Below are 14,034 nucleotides of genomic sequence, written 5' to 3'. Positions count from 1 at the left end.
CCATGGATATCACTTCTGCCTCCATTATCGCCCTGATCGAGGGCGGCGCGTTCCTTGTGAATACCGCGCTTCGGGCCCAGAAGGGTGAGCTTTCCCAGTCCGACGTTGACGCCATCCTTGCACATGTGGGGGAGGAGGCAAGCGACCTCCGCCGTGTCATCGACGCCGCACTCGCAAAGAATAACTGACTCAACAAAAAGGGAGGCTGCAAGGGCCTTCCTTTTTTCATCTGAATTTTCCTGCATGAAAACTCACATGGCGGGAATAAAAAAGCCTCCGGAATTGCTTCCGAAGGCTTTTGAATTGGCTCCCCGAACAGGACTCGAACCTGTGACAGGCTGATTAACAGTCAGCTGCTCTACCAACTGAGCTATCGGGGATCAGGACCCGAATTATATCGGGTTGGCGGCTTATAGCAATTGCGTTTACCCCTGCCAAGCCTTGTTTTCGGATTTCTGCAAATATTTTTACGTATGGGGCAAATTGCCGCGCCGGTTAATCGCCTCCGTGGGCCTCAGATATTTTTTTGTCCGTATTATATTGGCTCAGCGCATAGACAGCCCAGATCGCGGCAGGAATCCAGCCAATCAGCGTGATTTGCAGGATCAGACAGATAATCCCCTGAAAAGGCTTGCCAATGGTGAAGAAAACCAAAAATGGCAAGATAAGCGCGATAATCAGTCTCATGGTAACTCCCTCAATAAATAATACTACAGTGGAGCTTACTCAAGATCACTCTGCTTGGCAAATGATCGGGGAGCGGGAGGTGGTTATTTTTCAGGCCTAAGTGCTCTCGGTTCGCAGCGGCTCGGGCTGGCGCGGTGCTGCGTCATCAGGGCCCAAAAGGCGGCCGGCGGCCAGCCTATGACAGTGAGTTGCAGAATCAGGCAAATGATTCCTTCCACGGTGCGGCCCAACATAAAAAAAATCAGCCAGGGCAGCAAAATTCCAATCGAGACAAACATTGATCTCTCCTGCGGTGCTTGACAATCGACGACGCGGCATATCGGGCAGCGCCTCAGTCAGGACGCGCGAAGCCAGCGTCTTGTGAGAGATTCAGGATAAAACAATGGGAAAATTGGAGGCCTGGACCGGAATCGAACCGGTGTAGACGGATTTGCAATCCGCTGCGTCACCACTCCGCCACCAGGCCTCAAAATCGTGGTGTATTGCCAAAAGCCTAGGCGTTGTAAGGCTTTCGGCGAAGAGTGTCAAGCGCAACAATGGGCGCTTCTGGCCGCGCCCGCCAGGCTACCTGAATGATGACTTTCCCGGCGCGCTGGAAATGATCCATGAGGGCCTGTCAGGTTGGGAAATTCCACGCGTCCACCCGGTTGTAAGTGACGCGAGTGGCGGTTCGAGTTGGTCGGAAAAGGCGCCTCCTTGATGAACGGGAAAAAAGGATTTGTTTCCTTTTTTCAATATTTTATCTACCGGGGTAATTTTGCGGTTGCACCGCAGTATAAATCCTCTAATCTAGTTTCCATGCAGAAAACCCAGACTGTTTTCGATGAAATGAACGGGGAAGCGGGAGACGTTCGCTACCCTTATGATGAATATCAGAAATGGCTGTCGGGTGAAGACCCGGCAAGGTTGCGGCGCAAATCAAGCGCGGCCGAAGCTTTTTTCCGACGCACCGGCATCACCTTCAATGTATATGGCCGCGAGGAGGCGGCGGAACGGCTTATCCCGTTCGATATTATTCCGCGTGTCATCTCGGCGCGGGAATGGGCGCGGCTGGAACGCGGTATCGAGCAGCGGGTCCGGGCCATCAACGCCTTTCTCCATGATATCTATCACCGGCAGGAAATTATCCGCGCGGGGCGCATTCCAAAAGAACTGATTGCCAATAACGATGCCTTCCTGCCGCAGATGATTGGTGTCTCGCCGCCAGGGAATGTTTATACCCATATCGTCGGAACTGATCTTGTCCGGACGGGCGAGGATGAGTTTTATGTTCTGGAAGATAATGCGCGTACGCCCTCGGGCGTCTCCTATATGCTGGAAAATCGGGAGACCATGTTGCATATGTTCCCGGAGCTTTTCGCGCAGGTGAAAGTCCGGTCCGTCAGCGATTACCCGAAAAACCTGCGCCGGTCCCTGGGCGAGTGTGCACCGCCTGCTTGTGATGGCAAACCGGTTGTGGCTGTCCTGACCCCCGGAATTCACAACTCCGCCTATTTCGAGCATTCCTTCCTCGCTGACCAGATGGGGGCGGAATTGGTGGAGGGGCACGATCTGCGCGTCATTGATGGGCGCATCGCCATGCGAACGACGCAAGGTTTTGCCCCAATCGACGTCCTGTATCGTCGGGTAGATGATGAATATCTCGATCCGCTCAACTTCAACCCGGAATCGCAGCTCGGCGTGGCCGGCATCATGGATGTCTATCGTGCGGGCGGGATTACCATTGCCAATGCGCCCGGTACGGGGATTGCCGACGACAAGGCGATCTATTCATATATCCCTGAAATTGTTGAATTTTACACCGGCGAAAGCGCGATACTCAAAAATGTGCCGACATGGCGCTGCGCAGAGCCGGAGGCGCTTGCCTATGTGCTCGATAATCTTGAGGAACTGGTGGTGAAGGAAGTGCATGGATCGGGCGGATATGGCATGCTGGTCGGCCCGGCCGCGAGCAAGCGGGAGATCTCTGCCTTCCGCAGTAAACTGAAAGCCCGGCCCGGCAACTATATTGCCCAGCCGACCTTGGCGCTTTCGACAGTGCCGATCCTGACAAAAAAGGGTCTTGCGCCGCGTCACGTCGACCTTCGGCCCTTTGTGCTGGTCTCACCGCGCAGCGTTAATATTACACCGGGCGGATTGACCCGGGTCGCCCTGAAGGCCGGATCGCTGGTCGTGAATTCGAGTCAGGGCGGCGGCACGAAAGATACCTGGGTATTGGAGGAGTGACGCGCAATGCTAGGTAAAACCGCAGGCGGTCTCTTCTGGATGTTCCGCTTTCTTGAACGAAGCGAAAATACGGCGAGGATGCTCGACGCGGGCTTTCGCATTGCGCTGACCCGTTCTTCCGCAGCCGAAAATGAATGGGCGTCCGTTGTTGCCGCCGCCGGGGTGACGGATGCTTATACCGCCAGATATGATCAATATATCGCCCGCAACGTGATCGACTTCCTGCTCCGGGATACGAACAATTCTTCCAGCGTGTGGTCGGTTATCGAAGGCGCCCGCAATAATGCGCGAATGGTGCGCACGGCACTCACCCGCGAGGTGTGGGAAGCAACGAATGAATGCTGGATCACACTGAAGGACCTGCTCGCCCATCCGATTTCGGAACGGGACCTGCCGGAGGTTCTCGGTACGATCCGCCAGCAAAGTGCGCTAGTGCGTGGCGCGTTGCACGGGACGATGCTGCGCAATGATATTTTCGACTTCGCCCGTCTTGGGACATTTCTGGAGCGTGCGGACAACACGGCGCGAATCCTAGACGTTAAATATTACGTTCTATTGCCCTCTGCCTCCTTTGTCGGGTCCTCTCTCGATAATGTTCAGTGGGAATCGATCCTGCGGTCCGTTTCGGCGCAGCGCGCCTTCCGATGGCTTAATCCCGGGGAAATCAACCCGATGAGCATTGCCGAATTTATCATTCTCGACCAACGGTTGCCGAGATCATTATCCTTCAGTTATGCGAAAATTGTTGATAATTTAGGCTATCTTGAGGCAGATTACGGGCTCCGGCTCGATTGTCACGAGATGGCGGCCCCAATATTACAAAGATTAAAAGATAGCTCGATCGCGTCCATCTTTGACGAAGGATTGCACGAGTTTATCACGACCTTCATCCGGGACAACATGGCGCTGGGCAACCAGATTGAACAAGACTACCGTTTTATCGGATAACTTTATGCTGCTGAAAATTTCGCATCTTACAAAATACCGCTTTGATGAGCCGGTGTATTACGCGCTGCAACAGCTTCGCCTGATGCCCAGATCCGGTGTCGGGCAGAATGTGGTGTATTGGGATGTGACAGTGACCGGCGGCGCGCGCGAGCAGGAGTTTAATGATCAGTTCAATAACCATGTCATGCTTGTCTCGATTGATCCGGGCGAGACCGAAGTCAGCATCCTTTGCGAGGGGGAGGTTGATACGACCAACCTGCATGGCATCATTGGCCAGAATAACGGATTTGCGCCGCTCTGGTTTTTCCTGAAGCCAACCCCGTTGACAGAGCCGGGCCGCAGGGTCGAGAAACTGATCGAGCAGCTCGGTACCGACCATGAATCGGATGTCACGCGGCTGCACTCGCTGTCGCACCTGATTGGCAAGGTGGTGCCGTACCAGACCGGCGAAACCCATTCGGAGACAACGGCCGAAGAGGCATTGATCTCCGCCAGTGGCGTGTGTCAGGACCATGCGCATATCTTTGTTTCGGCGGTTCGGAAAATGGGCTATCCCGCGCGCTATGTCAGTGGTTATCTGTTGATGAATGACCGCACTCAGCAGGACGCAACCCATGCCTGGGCCGAAGCCTATCTACCTGATCTTGGCTGGGTCGGCTTTGATGTTTCCAATGGCATTTCACCGGATGATCGCTATATCAGGGTGGCGACGGGGCTGGATTACAAGGATGCGGCGCCGATTTCGGGCTTGCGGATGGGCTCTGGCGGAGAAGATATGGATGTCATGCTGCAGGTGCAGCAGTAACGTGTCGGTAAGTTAAGGGCTGAATAAAAAGAATGACATATTGCATCGGGTTGAGGCTCAATAAAGGCCTCGTTTTTATGTCGGATACGCGCACCAATGCGGGCGTGGATAACGTGTCGGTCTTCAAGAAGATGCACAGCTGGATCATCCCCGGAGAGCGCGCCATTACCATGATGACGGCGGGAAATCTTGCGACAACGCAAGCCATCATCAGCACACTTGATGAACGCTCCAAGGCGCCGGAAGACCGCAAGCCGTCGATATTGGAGGCACCGTCGATGTTCCAGGTTGCGCGGCTTGTCGGGGAGACGGTGCGCGAGGAAATACACGGATCAACGATTGAAGGGCAGGAGGCGGACGCGGCTTTCAACGCAACGCTGATCCTTGGCGGCCAGATCAAGGGAAGTCCGCCACGCCTTTTCCTTATCTATCCGGAGGGTAATTTTATCGAGGCGTCCGCAGAGACCCCGTTTTTTCAGATTGGGGAGACGAAATACGGCCGGCCGATCCTGGTCAGGGCCTATGACCCTGACATGAGTTATGAAGAAGCGGTCAAGTTGATGCTGGTATCCTTTGATTCGACCATCAAGGCCAATCTCTCGGTCGGCCTGCCGCTGGATCTGCAGGTGTATGAGAATGATGCCTTCCAGATAAAGCAGGAACAACGCATCCCGGTCGATGACCCATATTTCAACCAGATTTCCACCGGCTGGGGAGATGCCTTGCGGGAAGCCTTCCGTTCATTGCCTGCTTTTCGTTTTTAAGGCAGGATCTATAAAATTTTAAAGCGCCGCCGATAATATGACGACGCTTGCCCGTGGTTACCTTATGGCTTGCGTAAGAGGGCAGTAATTCAGTATAACCACGGAAGTTTGTATTAAGGGGTGATCAGAAAACATGATCTCTGAAAAATTCGCCGAGGCGCGCCATCATATGGTGCTCAGTCAATTGCGGCCGAACCGAGTAACGAACGACCGGGTGGCGGAGGCCATGGATACGGTTCCGCGCGAGGAATTCGTGCCCAAAGAACTGCGTGGTGTCGCCTATCTGGACGAGGATCTGGAAGTCGCGCCCGGGCGTTTCATCGTGGAGCCACGTGTCTTTGGTCGCCTGTTGCAGGAGGCTGATATCCAGTCGACAGACGTTGTGCTCGATATTGGCTGCGGGACAGGATATTCCTCCGCCGTTCTCGGGTTTTTGGCACAGGCCGTTGTCGCGATTGAGAGTGATCCGGCGCTGGTTGAAACCGCAAGCGAAATCCTCAGTCGACTGGAAAGTGATAATGTCGCAGTTGTTGAAGGCACGCTGGCCGACGGAAATGCCAAGCAGGGGCCCTACAACGTCATTCATATCAATGGCGCGATTACCACTGCGCCGCAAAGCCTGCTGGATCAGCTGGCGGAAGGCGGACGACTGATCTGTGTCCTCGGGTCGAACCCGGGTGTTGCAACTGTCTACCGTCGTCAGGGAAGCAACTTTTTCCCGCGCGCGGTCTTTGATGCGTCAGTTCCGGCACTCCCGGACCTGATGAGCGCGACGTCCTTTGAATTCTGATTGAAGGGTGCGGGCGTCACTAATTTTGTCATGTTCGCCGGAAATAACGGGGATCGTGATACAACGCTGAACGGTTCGGGTTTTAGGTTTCAAATAGGCGATTCATTTAAAATTGTTGATTGAAATCGGTATCGGGACTAAATTCGGCTATGGTTAATTAATAGGCGGCCTAAATTTGGGTTCGAGAGGCGAGTTTGATGAAAAAAGTAGCTTTGACCGTTGCATCTGTAATCGCCATTACAATGCCCGTGTCTCTGGTTAATGCCGAGACGCTGCGTGATGCGTTGGCATCAACCTATCAAAATAATCCGAGTTTGTTAGCGCAGCGGGCAAATGTTCGCGGCGTTGATGAAAATGTACCGCAGGCTTTGTCCGGCTGGCGCCCGGAAGTTTACGCAACCGGTGAGGTTGCCGCGCAGCATAATTCTTCAAATACGCTGGGGGCGGGCGGTAATAAAGATTCCAACCCGCGCGAAGCAGCGCTGGTCGTGTCTCAGCCGGTTTATACGGGCGGACAAACGGTTGCATCAACCAAATCCGCCGAAGCAACCGTCCAGGCCGCACGGGCCGGTTTGCTCTCCACTGAGCAGAATATTTTCCAGTTCGCCGTCGAGGCCTATATGAATGTGCTTCGGGATGAAGCGCTGGTCGAGCTGAACCAGAATAACACGGTGGTGCTTCGGCGCCAGTTGGATGCCGCAAATGATCGTTTCCAGGTTGGGGAAATTACCCGTACAGACGTTGCCCAGGCAGAGGCCCGTCTTGCAGACTCAATTTCCAACCTGATCCAGGCAGAAGGTAACCTTCGCTCCACGCGCGCCAATTTCGAACGGATCGTTGGACGCCCACCGGAGAGCCTTGAGGACCCTTTGGTACCCGACGACTTCCCGGAGTCGGAAGAGGCAGCCCTGACGATCGCCCTTGATAACCATCCGGATATCCAGGCCGCTAAATTCAACGAGGAAAGTTCTCGCCATACGATTCGCGCAACGTCGGGGCAGTTGCTTCCATCCCTTGATGTTGAAGGCAGTCTGTCAACCGGCCGCGATCAGGCCGGCGCGAATACGAATAACGATACCGCGCGGATCGGCGCTGTGCTGACGGTGCCGCTCTACCAGTCCGGATCCGTTTACAGCCAGGTGCGTCAGGCACGGCAGGTTAACAGCCAGCGGATGCTGGAAATTGAGGAAACGGTTCGCAGCATCCGTGAATCTGTGATCCAGTCCTGGGAACTTCTTGAAACGTCCCGGTCACGGATCGGCGCCAATGAAGAAGCGGTGCGCGCCAATACAATCGCGCTGGAAGGTGTCGAGCAGGAAGCCCAGGTTGGTTCACGCACCACGCTTGATGTGTTGAACGCAGAGCAGGAACTGCTGCAAAGCAAGGTTGATCTTGTAACCGCGCGGCGCGATCAATATGTGGCGATTTACACGGTTCTCGCGTCGATCGGCAAACTGAATGCGCGTGATCTCAACCTCGACGTTGAGTACTATGATCCGGCTGCCAACTATGACAGGGTACGTAACAAGTGGTTCGGTACAGATGGCGGATTGGATTAAGATTTAATTAAATTAAACCGGCCATAGTTGATTGTATGAGCAAATGAAAACGATGCAAAACATACATGTCGCGAACTATGGCCCCCCGGTTTGAATGGTGAATTGACTATGAGCAATCCAACGACAGAACAAGAACCGACGATGGAGGAGATTCTGGCCTCTATCCGGCGTATCATCTCCGAAGATGGGGACGAAGACACCCCGGAAGAAGGTGCTGAAGCCAACGCTGCTGGAAAGCAAGCAGATGTCGAGGCCGATGCGGGTTCGGACGAAAAATCTGAGGATGAGCTGGACGCCATGACCGAGGCGGAACTGGAGCCAGAACCGGAACCGGAACCTGAAGCAGAGCCGGAACCTGAGCCCGAGATTGAACTCGCCGCTGAAGTGGAAGAAGACGCTCTGGAAAAAGCTATAGATGAAGTCAGAGAAGAAGTTGTTTCGGAAACTGTGTCTGCAGTTGAACCTGATGAAGATGTTCTGGAACTGACGGACGAGATTGAAGACGACGAGGCTTTCACCCTCCACGAGGAATTCGAGGAAGAGGCGGAGGTTGAAATTGAGCCTGAGCCTGAGGCCGAGGTTGAAGCCGAACCTGAGGTCGCAGTGGAAGCCGAAACCGAATCTGAGCCTGAAGCAGAACCTGAATCGGGTAAAGCGACGGCTGAGAAAATTAGCAGCAGCCTGTTGGCTGACCCTACAATTGCCGCGACGACGACCGCTTTTGCCAGCTTGGCCGGTGCCGTAGCATCATCACGAGGATTGCAGATGGGTAAGAATGCAACTTTGGAAGACATGGTCAAGGATATGCTCCGTCCGATACTGAAGGACTGGCTCGATCAGAATCTCCCCCAGATCGTGCAGCGCATTGTTGAGCGCGAAGTGAGCAAGCTTGCTGACCGGGCGGACGACGAAGAATAAAGTCCTTCCTCCCGGGTGGTGAGCCGACTATATTACTCCCGAATTTTTTGCCGACTAATCAATAAAGAAAGGTTCAGCAATGCTGGACAAATCTTATCGACCCGATGAGGTCGAGGGAAAGCTCTATTCAAAATGGATGGAGCAAGGGGCGTTTTCCTGTGGACGCGCCAAATCCGACGATACCTACACGATTGTCATCCCGCCTCCGAATGTGACGGGCAGCCTGCATATGGGCCATGCGCTCAATAATACCCTGCAGGATGTGCTGGTCCGGTTCGAGCGGATGCGGGGCAAGGATGTGCTCTGGCAGCCGGGAATGGACCATGCCGGTATTGCGACCCAGATGGTGGTCGAACGCCAGCTCGGCGAACAGGGGATGACCCGCCATGACCTCGGCCGCGAGAAGTTCATCGACAAGGTCTGGGAATGGAAAGATCAGTCTGGTGGCCAGATTTTCCAGCAGTTGCAACGCCTCGGTGCCACCTGTGACTGGGACCGCGAACGCTTCACCATGGACGAGGGGCTGTCGAAGGCCGTCCGCAAGGTGTTCGTACAGCTCTATAAGGAGGGCCTGATCTACCGCGACAAGCGGCTGGTCAACTGGGACCCGAAATTCCACACGGCGATTTCCGACCTTGAAGTCGAGCAGAAGGAAGTCAACGGCCATATGTGGCACTTCCGCTATCCGGTCGAGGGGGAAGAGGGGCACTTCATCACTGTTGCCACCACGCGACCCGAGACGATGCTTGGCGATACGGGCATTGCGGTTCACCCGGAGGATGAGCGTTACAAGGATCTTGTCGGCAAGTTTGCCATACTGCCCATCGTTGGGCGGCGTATCCCAATTGTCGCCGATGACTATGCGGACCCGGAACAGGGCTCCGGTGCGGTGAAAATTACCCCCGCCCATGATTTCAATGACTTCGAGGTTGGCAAACGCGCCGGGCTTGAGGTGATCAACATCATGGATGAGAACGCGCATCTCAATGACGCGGTGCCGGAGGCCTACCGGGGAGTAGAGCGGTTCGAGGCACGCAAGAAAGCCGTCGCCGAGATGGAAAACCTCGGTCTCTTGGAGAAAATCGACGATCATCCGCATACGGTGCCCTATGGCGACCGGTCCGGCGTGATCATTGAACCCTTGCTCACCGATCAGTGGTTCGCCGACGCGGCGACGCTGGCCCAGCCCGCCATCCGTGCTGTGGAAAGCGGCAAGACAAAATTTGTGCCCGAGAAATGGACCAATACCTATTACGACTGGATGCGTAATATCCAGCCCTGGTGTATCTCACGCCAGCTTTGGTGGGGGCATCGTATTCCCGCCTGGTTCGGCCCGGACGGGATGATCTTCGTTGAAGAATCAGAGGAGGCGGCCTTCGCCGCGGCTGAGGCGCATTACGGTCGGAAAGAGGAAATTACCCGCGATACGGACGTATTGGATACCTGGTTCTCCTCTGCGCTTTGGCCGTTCTCTACCCTCGGTTGGCCGGACAAGACACCGGAACTCGATCGCTATTACCCGACGGATGTTCTGGTCACCGGCTTTGACATTATCTTCTTCTGGGTCGCCCGGATGATGATGATGGGCCTGCATTTCATGGAGGAGGCACCGTTCCACACGGTCTATATTCATGCGCTTGTCCGCGATGAGCAGGGCGCGAAGATGTCGAAATCCAAGGGCAATGTAGTTGACCCGTTAGAGCTGATGGATAAATACGGCGCCGATGCGCTGCGTTTCTTCCTCTCCACCAGCGCGGCGCAGGGACGTGACGTTCGTCTTTCCGAACAACGGGTCGAGGGCTATCGCAATTTTGCGACCAAGCTCTGGAATGCCGCACGCTTCTGCGAGATGAATGAGTGCAAGGTGCCGGATGGCTTCGATCCCTTTGCGGTCAAGGAAACCATCAACCAATGGATCGTTGGTGAGACAGTGAAATGCGAGGCGGCAGTGCGTGCCGCGCTTGAAAGCTACCGTTTCAACGATGCATCCAATGCCATATACGCCTTCACCTGGAATGTCTTCTGCGACTGGTATCTCGAATTCGCGAAACTGCCCTTCCAGGGAGATGACAAGGCGGAAACGCAGGCGACGGCGGCCTGGGCACTGGACCAGATCCTGAAAATCCTGCATCCCTTTATGCCCTTCGTGACCGAAGAGCTTTGGGGCAGTGTCGCCGCAACGCGGGAAACCGACCTGATCATTGCTGACTGGCCGGCTTATCCGGCAGAGGCAGCCAATGCGGCCGCCGCAGTGGAAATGGACTGGGTGCAGGAGTTGATTACCGGCATTCGCGGTGTCCGCAGCGAGATGAACGTGCCCGCGGGCGCAAAAATTCCGCTGATCTTCAATGACGGCAGCGCGGAGGATAAAGCCCGGCTTGAAAAACATTGGGACATTATCGCCCGCATGGCGCGGCTGGAGTCTTATGAGACCGATGCCGAGGTGCCGAAAGGCGCGCTCCAGTTCGTCCATAAGGGGGCGATTGTTCTTCTCCCGCTGGCGGGGGCAATGGATCTCGACGCGGAGAAGGCGCGGATTCAAAAGGAGATCGGTAAGCTCTCAGGCTATATGACGGGCCTCAACAAGAAGCTCGGCAATGAGAAGTTCGTCGCCAATGCGCCGGCAAATGTGGTTGAGGGGGAGAAGGCGAAACTTGCCGATGCCGAAACCCAACTTGCCAAGCTGAATGACGCGGCGGCCCGCCTCGCGGAGCTTTAAAGACTAGAGCCGGCTGCCTTGACGGGCGTCCGGCCTATCTTTTCAGGAAGGCGGGGGCCTTGTCCCAGCCCCAGTTCAGCACCTTCTCGATCCAGTCGACAAGCGGAATGACCGTCAGCCAAGGCAGCAGGATCAGACAGGCCGCACCACCCCCCAAGATTACGTCCGTAAACCAGTGACCACCGCCCGCAAGGCGCGGGACACTGACGAAAATCATCAACAGGACACTCAGAACCGCGATTGCGGGACGGTTGCGAAACAGCAGGATCACCCCGCCCGCGAACAACGCGCTGGTCATGGCATGATCGCCAGGAAAGGAATTGTCGGTCGAGGTCTTGACCGTATAGCCGGTGATAAAGTCATTTATATTGTTAAAGGACGCGAGGGCGAGCCCGGGGCTCGGGTGATGGAAATCGCCAATGACCTTTTTCGAGATCAGCAGGGCGATCAATATAAGAAAGGTGATGGCGCCGATCCTGGCCATAACCGGGATTCGTTCTTGTCTCTCCGATGACAATACCATGTAAACACAGATCCCCAGCATGGCGACGAAGGTGGCGTAATCGAATGTCTTGCTGTTTGTCCAGGCCCAGAAATGGGTCAGGAAACCGTCCGGCGTAATGGTGCTGTTAAGGCTGCGGAATATCCCTGTATCGATACTTTTCCAGACAGTTTCGTACAGTCCCGTGAGGCCCGAGACCAGCAGAAGAACCGCCAATAGAGTGCAGATGATCAATATGGTAACGCGTGAGCGAAAGGAAGTCGTATTTGACGCGGGAGAAAGGGACATGGTGATCGAATCTAACTCTATTTTTTCCAAAGTAATTTCATACTAAACGCTTTTTAGGGCGAGGGAAACGCGCAAGTCAATCTCGACACCCAACTTTGTGATTGAGGCGGATGCGAAAATAGTCTTACACTTCAACCTATAATTCCAGCAATGAGAAACCGGGAATACCCGGCGCCAGCAGAAGGGACCTCATCCATGACAGATATTCATTTTGCGTCCGCCCATGAACAGGCGGCGAAAATCGCTCAGGGGGAAATCGGGGCGGAAGAACTGCTCGATCACTATCTTGCGCGGATCGGGAAATATAATGGCGACCTCAACGCCGTGATCTGGATGGACGAGGAAACGGCCCGAAAGCGGGCGCGGGACGCAGACGCGGCGCGCATCCGCGGCGACCGGCTCGGGCCCTTACATGGCGTGCCGATGACGATCAAGGAAAGCTACAACCTTGTGGGCAGCCCTTCGACCTGGGGCAATCCGGCGTGGAAGGATCATTACCCCGAGAAGAACGCGCTCAGCGTGCAGCGGCTTCTCGACGCGGGGGCGAATATCTTCGGCAAGACCAATGTGCCCTTCATGCTCGCCGACTGGCAGAGCTTCAATGATATTTATGGTACAACGAATAACCCGTGGGATCTTACGCGGACGCCGGGGGGCTCCTCCGGCGGGTCGGCGGCGGCGCTGGCGGCCGGACTGTCGGGAATCGAGACCGGCTCCGATATTGGCGCGTCCATCCGCAATCCGGCCCATTACTGTGGTGTTTGCGGGCATAAGCCGACCTATAACATCATTCCGGGCCAAGGCCAGAAGCCGCCGGGGATTGTTGCCGACAATGATATTGCGGTGCTGGGGCCACTCGCGCGCTCTGCCTTCGACCTGGAGATCGCGCTCGATGTGATGGCGGGGGCGGGAAGCCCGCAGAACAGCGCCTGGGCCCTCAACCTGAAACCGGCGCGCCACCGGCATTTGAAGGATTTCCGCGTTGCCGTGATGACGAGCGCCGAGGGTTTCGATGTGGATAATGACTATCAGGCGGCGCTGAACGGGATTGCCGACAAGCTGGAAGCGGCGGGCGCCCGCGTCAGCCGGACCGCGCGACCGGATATCCCGATTGCGGCGGCCTATGAAACCTATATCCTGCTGCTCCGGGCGGCGACTTCCGGCGCGCTCCCTGACGCGCAGCTTGAACGCTTCCGCAAAATTACGGCCAACGCAGACCCAAAGGATAAAAGCTATCTCACCCTGATGGCGCGGGCCGGGACCATGCCGCACAAGGAATGGCTGCGGATCAATAATGAACGTCACCTGATGGCACTTAAATGGGCAGAATTCTTCGGCGAATGGGATATCCTTATCTGCCCCTCCGCCGCCGGGCCTGCATTCCCGCAGAACCAGAAAGGGGAGCGGCAGGACCGGATGATCGACATCAACGGTACCCCGCAGCCGAGCACGGACCAGATGTTCTGGGCCGGTTATTCCAACATGGTTGATCTGCCCTCGACCGTCGTCCCGGCAGGGGTCACACCCGGCGGTCTTCCAGTCGGGTTGCAGGCAGTTGCCGCCTATGGGGAGGACAAGACCTCGCTGAAGCTCTGCCAGTTGATCGAGGAGGCATTCGGCGGCTTTACCCCACCACCCGGCTATGATTGATATATAGGCCCGGGCCTTAACCCCAAAGACTCCCCGAAAATGCCTTATTTTCGGCAGCCTTTGGCAAGATACTGTATTTAAAAGGAAAATACGGTTCCGCCCGGCCGGAGCGTAAAGTTTTTGTTAAATTGCAGGCGGATAGCAAGGTTTTGTAAAGGAATCCTTGCTATTCCTTGTC

General features: G+C 55.5%; 13 protein-coding genes and 2 tRNA genes. 10 read left to right on the top strand and 5 right to left on the bottom strand.

Annotation, left to right across the window (positions count from 1 at the left end; genetic code table 11):
* The first annotated feature begins 2 nt into the window (after positions 1-2).
* The gene (locus tag GQE98_RS09580) at positions 3-188 is read left to right on the top strand and encodes a hypothetical protein (protein WP_161315421.1); all 186 of its coding nucleotides are present in this window, start codon (positions 3-5) and stop codon (positions 186-188) included.
* A gap of 116 nt (positions 189-304) precedes the next feature.
* On the opposite strand, the gene GQE98_RS09575 is transcribed toward GQE98_RS09580, so the two are convergent.
* The 4 genes from GQE98_RS09575 to GQE98_RS09560 form a co-directional block, all read right to left on the bottom strand.
* Positions 305-380 (bottom strand) — tRNA-Asn (locus GQE98_RS09575).
* A gap of 115 nt (positions 381-495) precedes the next feature.
* A complete protein-coding gene (locus tag GQE98_RS09570; RefSeq protein ID WP_161315420.1) occupies positions 496-687 on the bottom strand; it encodes a YqaE/Pmp3 family membrane protein in 192 nt (63 codons plus the stop codon).
* An 83-nt stretch (positions 688-770) separates the two neighbouring features.
* Complete coding sequence (locus tag GQE98_RS09565) at positions 771-965, bottom strand: YqaE/Pmp3 family membrane protein (RefSeq protein WP_161315419.1); 195 nt, start codon at positions 963-965, stop codon at positions 771-773.
* 114 nt (positions 966-1,079) lie between these two features.
* Positions 1,080-1,153 (bottom strand) — tRNA-Cys (locus GQE98_RS09560).
* 332 nt (positions 1,154-1,485) lie between these two features.
* Here GQE98_RS09560 and GQE98_RS09555 point away from each other — a divergent pair.
* The 8 genes from GQE98_RS09555 to GQE98_RS09520 all read left to right on the top strand — a co-directional run bounded on the left by GQE98_RS09555 (position 1,486) and on the right by GQE98_RS09520 (position 11,416).
* Positions 1,486-2,913 (top strand): circularly permuted type 2 ATP-grasp protein, encoded by a 1,428-nt coding sequence (locus tag GQE98_RS09555; protein ID WP_161316260.1) that lies wholly within the window; start codon positions 1,486-1,488, stop codon positions 2,911-2,913.
* Positions 2,914-2,919: 6 nt separating this feature from the next.
* Complete coding sequence (locus tag GQE98_RS09550) at positions 2,920-3,861, top strand: alpha-E domain-containing protein (protein WP_161315418.1); 942 nt, start codon at positions 2,920-2,922, stop codon at positions 3,859-3,861.
* A gap of 4 nt (positions 3,862-3,865) precedes the next feature.
* A complete protein-coding gene (locus GQE98_RS09545) occupies positions 3,866-4,666 on the top strand; it encodes a transglutaminase family protein (protein ID WP_161315417.1) in 801 nt (266 codons plus the stop codon).
* 32 nt (positions 4,667-4,698) lie between these two features.
* Positions 4,699-5,430, top strand: coding sequence for a proteasome-type protease (locus GQE98_RS09540; protein ID WP_161315416.1), 732 nt, complete (start codon positions 4,699-4,701; stop codon positions 5,428-5,430).
* Positions 5,431-5,563: 133 nt separating this feature from the next.
* Complete coding sequence (locus GQE98_RS09535) at positions 5,564-6,220, top strand: protein-L-isoaspartate O-methyltransferase family protein (RefSeq protein ID WP_161315415.1); 657 nt, start codon at positions 5,564-5,566, stop codon at positions 6,218-6,220.
* Positions 6,221-6,417: 197 nt separating this feature from the next.
* Entirely contained in the window at positions 6,418-7,779 is a 1,362-nt protein-coding gene (locus GQE98_RS09530; protein WP_161315414.1) for a TolC family outer membrane protein, read from the top strand.
* Between the two features lie 108 nt (positions 7,780-7,887).
* Positions 7,888-8,697 carry a DUF2497 domain-containing protein gene (locus GQE98_RS09525; RefSeq protein ID WP_161315413.1) on the top strand — a complete coding sequence of 270 codons (810 nt, stop codon included), beginning with the start codon at positions 7,888-7,890 and terminating at the stop codon, positions 8,695-8,697.
* 79 nt (positions 8,698-8,776) lie between these two features.
* A complete protein-coding gene (locus GQE98_RS09520; protein WP_161315412.1) occupies positions 8,777-11,416 on the top strand; it encodes a valine--tRNA ligase in 2,640 nt (879 codons plus the stop codon).
* A gap of 34 nt (positions 11,417-11,450) precedes the next feature.
* Here GQE98_RS09520 and GQE98_RS09515 read toward each other — a convergent pair whose 3' ends face one another.
* Positions 11,451-12,206 carry a phosphatase PAP2 family protein gene (locus GQE98_RS09515; protein ID WP_161315411.1) on the bottom strand — a complete coding sequence of 252 codons (756 nt, stop codon included), beginning with the start codon at positions 12,204-12,206 and terminating at the stop codon, positions 11,451-11,453.
* Positions 12,207-12,401: 195 nt separating this feature from the next.
* Here GQE98_RS09515 and GQE98_RS09510 point away from each other — a divergent pair, with 195 nt between their 5' ends.
* Complete coding sequence (locus tag GQE98_RS09510; protein WP_161315410.1) at positions 12,402-13,856, top strand: amidase; 1,455 nt, start codon at positions 12,402-12,404, stop codon at positions 13,854-13,856.
* Positions 13,857-14,034: the final 178 nt, after the last annotated feature.

This window comes from Sneathiella litorea (genome assembly GCF_009882915.1).
Classification (GTDB): Bacteria; Pseudomonadota; Alphaproteobacteria; order Sneathiellales; family Sneathiellaceae; genus Sneathiella; species Sneathiella litorea.
Note: the sequence above shows the minus strand (reverse complement) of the source record. Positions and strands in the feature narration are given on the sequence as shown.

Excerpts from the sequence above, each read along its gene's own strand:
- GQE98_RS09520 (WP_161315412.1), top strand. The coding sequence starts at position 8,777 with ATGCTGGACAAATCTTATCGACCCGATGAGGTCGAGGGAAAGCTCTAT.
- GQE98_RS09555 (WP_161316260.1), top strand. The coding sequence starts at position 1,486 with ATGCAGAAAACCCAGACTGTTTTCGATGAAATGAACGGGGAAGCGGGA.
- GQE98_RS09565 (WP_161315419.1), bottom strand. The coding sequence starts at position 965 with ATGTTTGTCTCGATTGGAATTTTGCTGCCCTGGCTGATTTTTTTTATG.
- GQE98_RS09570 (WP_161315420.1), bottom strand. The coding sequence starts at position 687 with ATGAGACTGATTATCGCGCTTATCTTGCCATTTTTGGTTTTCTTCACC.
- GQE98_RS09525 (WP_161315413.1), top strand. The coding sequence starts at position 7,888 with ATGAGCAATCCAACGACAGAACAAGAACCGACGATGGAGGAGATTCTG.
- GQE98_RS09580 (WP_161315421.1), top strand. The coding sequence starts at position 3 with ATGGATATCACTTCTGCCTCCATTATCGCCCTGATCGAGGGCGGCGCG.
- GQE98_RS09545 (WP_161315417.1), top strand. The coding sequence starts at position 3,866 with ATGCTGCTGAAAATTTCGCATCTTACAAAATACCGCTTTGATGAGCCG.
- GQE98_RS09510 (WP_161315410.1), top strand. The coding sequence starts at position 12,402 with ATGACAGATATTCATTTTGCGTCCGCCCATGAACAGGCGGCGAAAATC.
- GQE98_RS09540 (WP_161315416.1), top strand. The coding sequence starts at position 4,699 with ATGACATATTGCATCGGGTTGAGGCTCAATAAAGGCCTCGTTTTTATG.
- GQE98_RS09550 (WP_161315418.1), top strand. The coding sequence starts at position 2,920 with ATGCTAGGTAAAACCGCAGGCGGTCTCTTCTGGATGTTCCGCTTTCTT.
- GQE98_RS09515 (WP_161315411.1), bottom strand. The coding sequence starts at position 12,206 with ATGTCCCTTTCTCCCGCGTCAAATACGACTTCCTTTCGCTCACGCGTT.
- GQE98_RS09535 (WP_161315415.1), top strand. The coding sequence starts at position 5,564 with ATGATCTCTGAAAAATTCGCCGAGGCGCGCCATCATATGGTGCTCAGT.
- GQE98_RS09530 (WP_161315414.1), top strand. The coding sequence starts at position 6,418 with ATGAAAAAAGTAGCTTTGACCGTTGCATCTGTAATCGCCATTACAATG.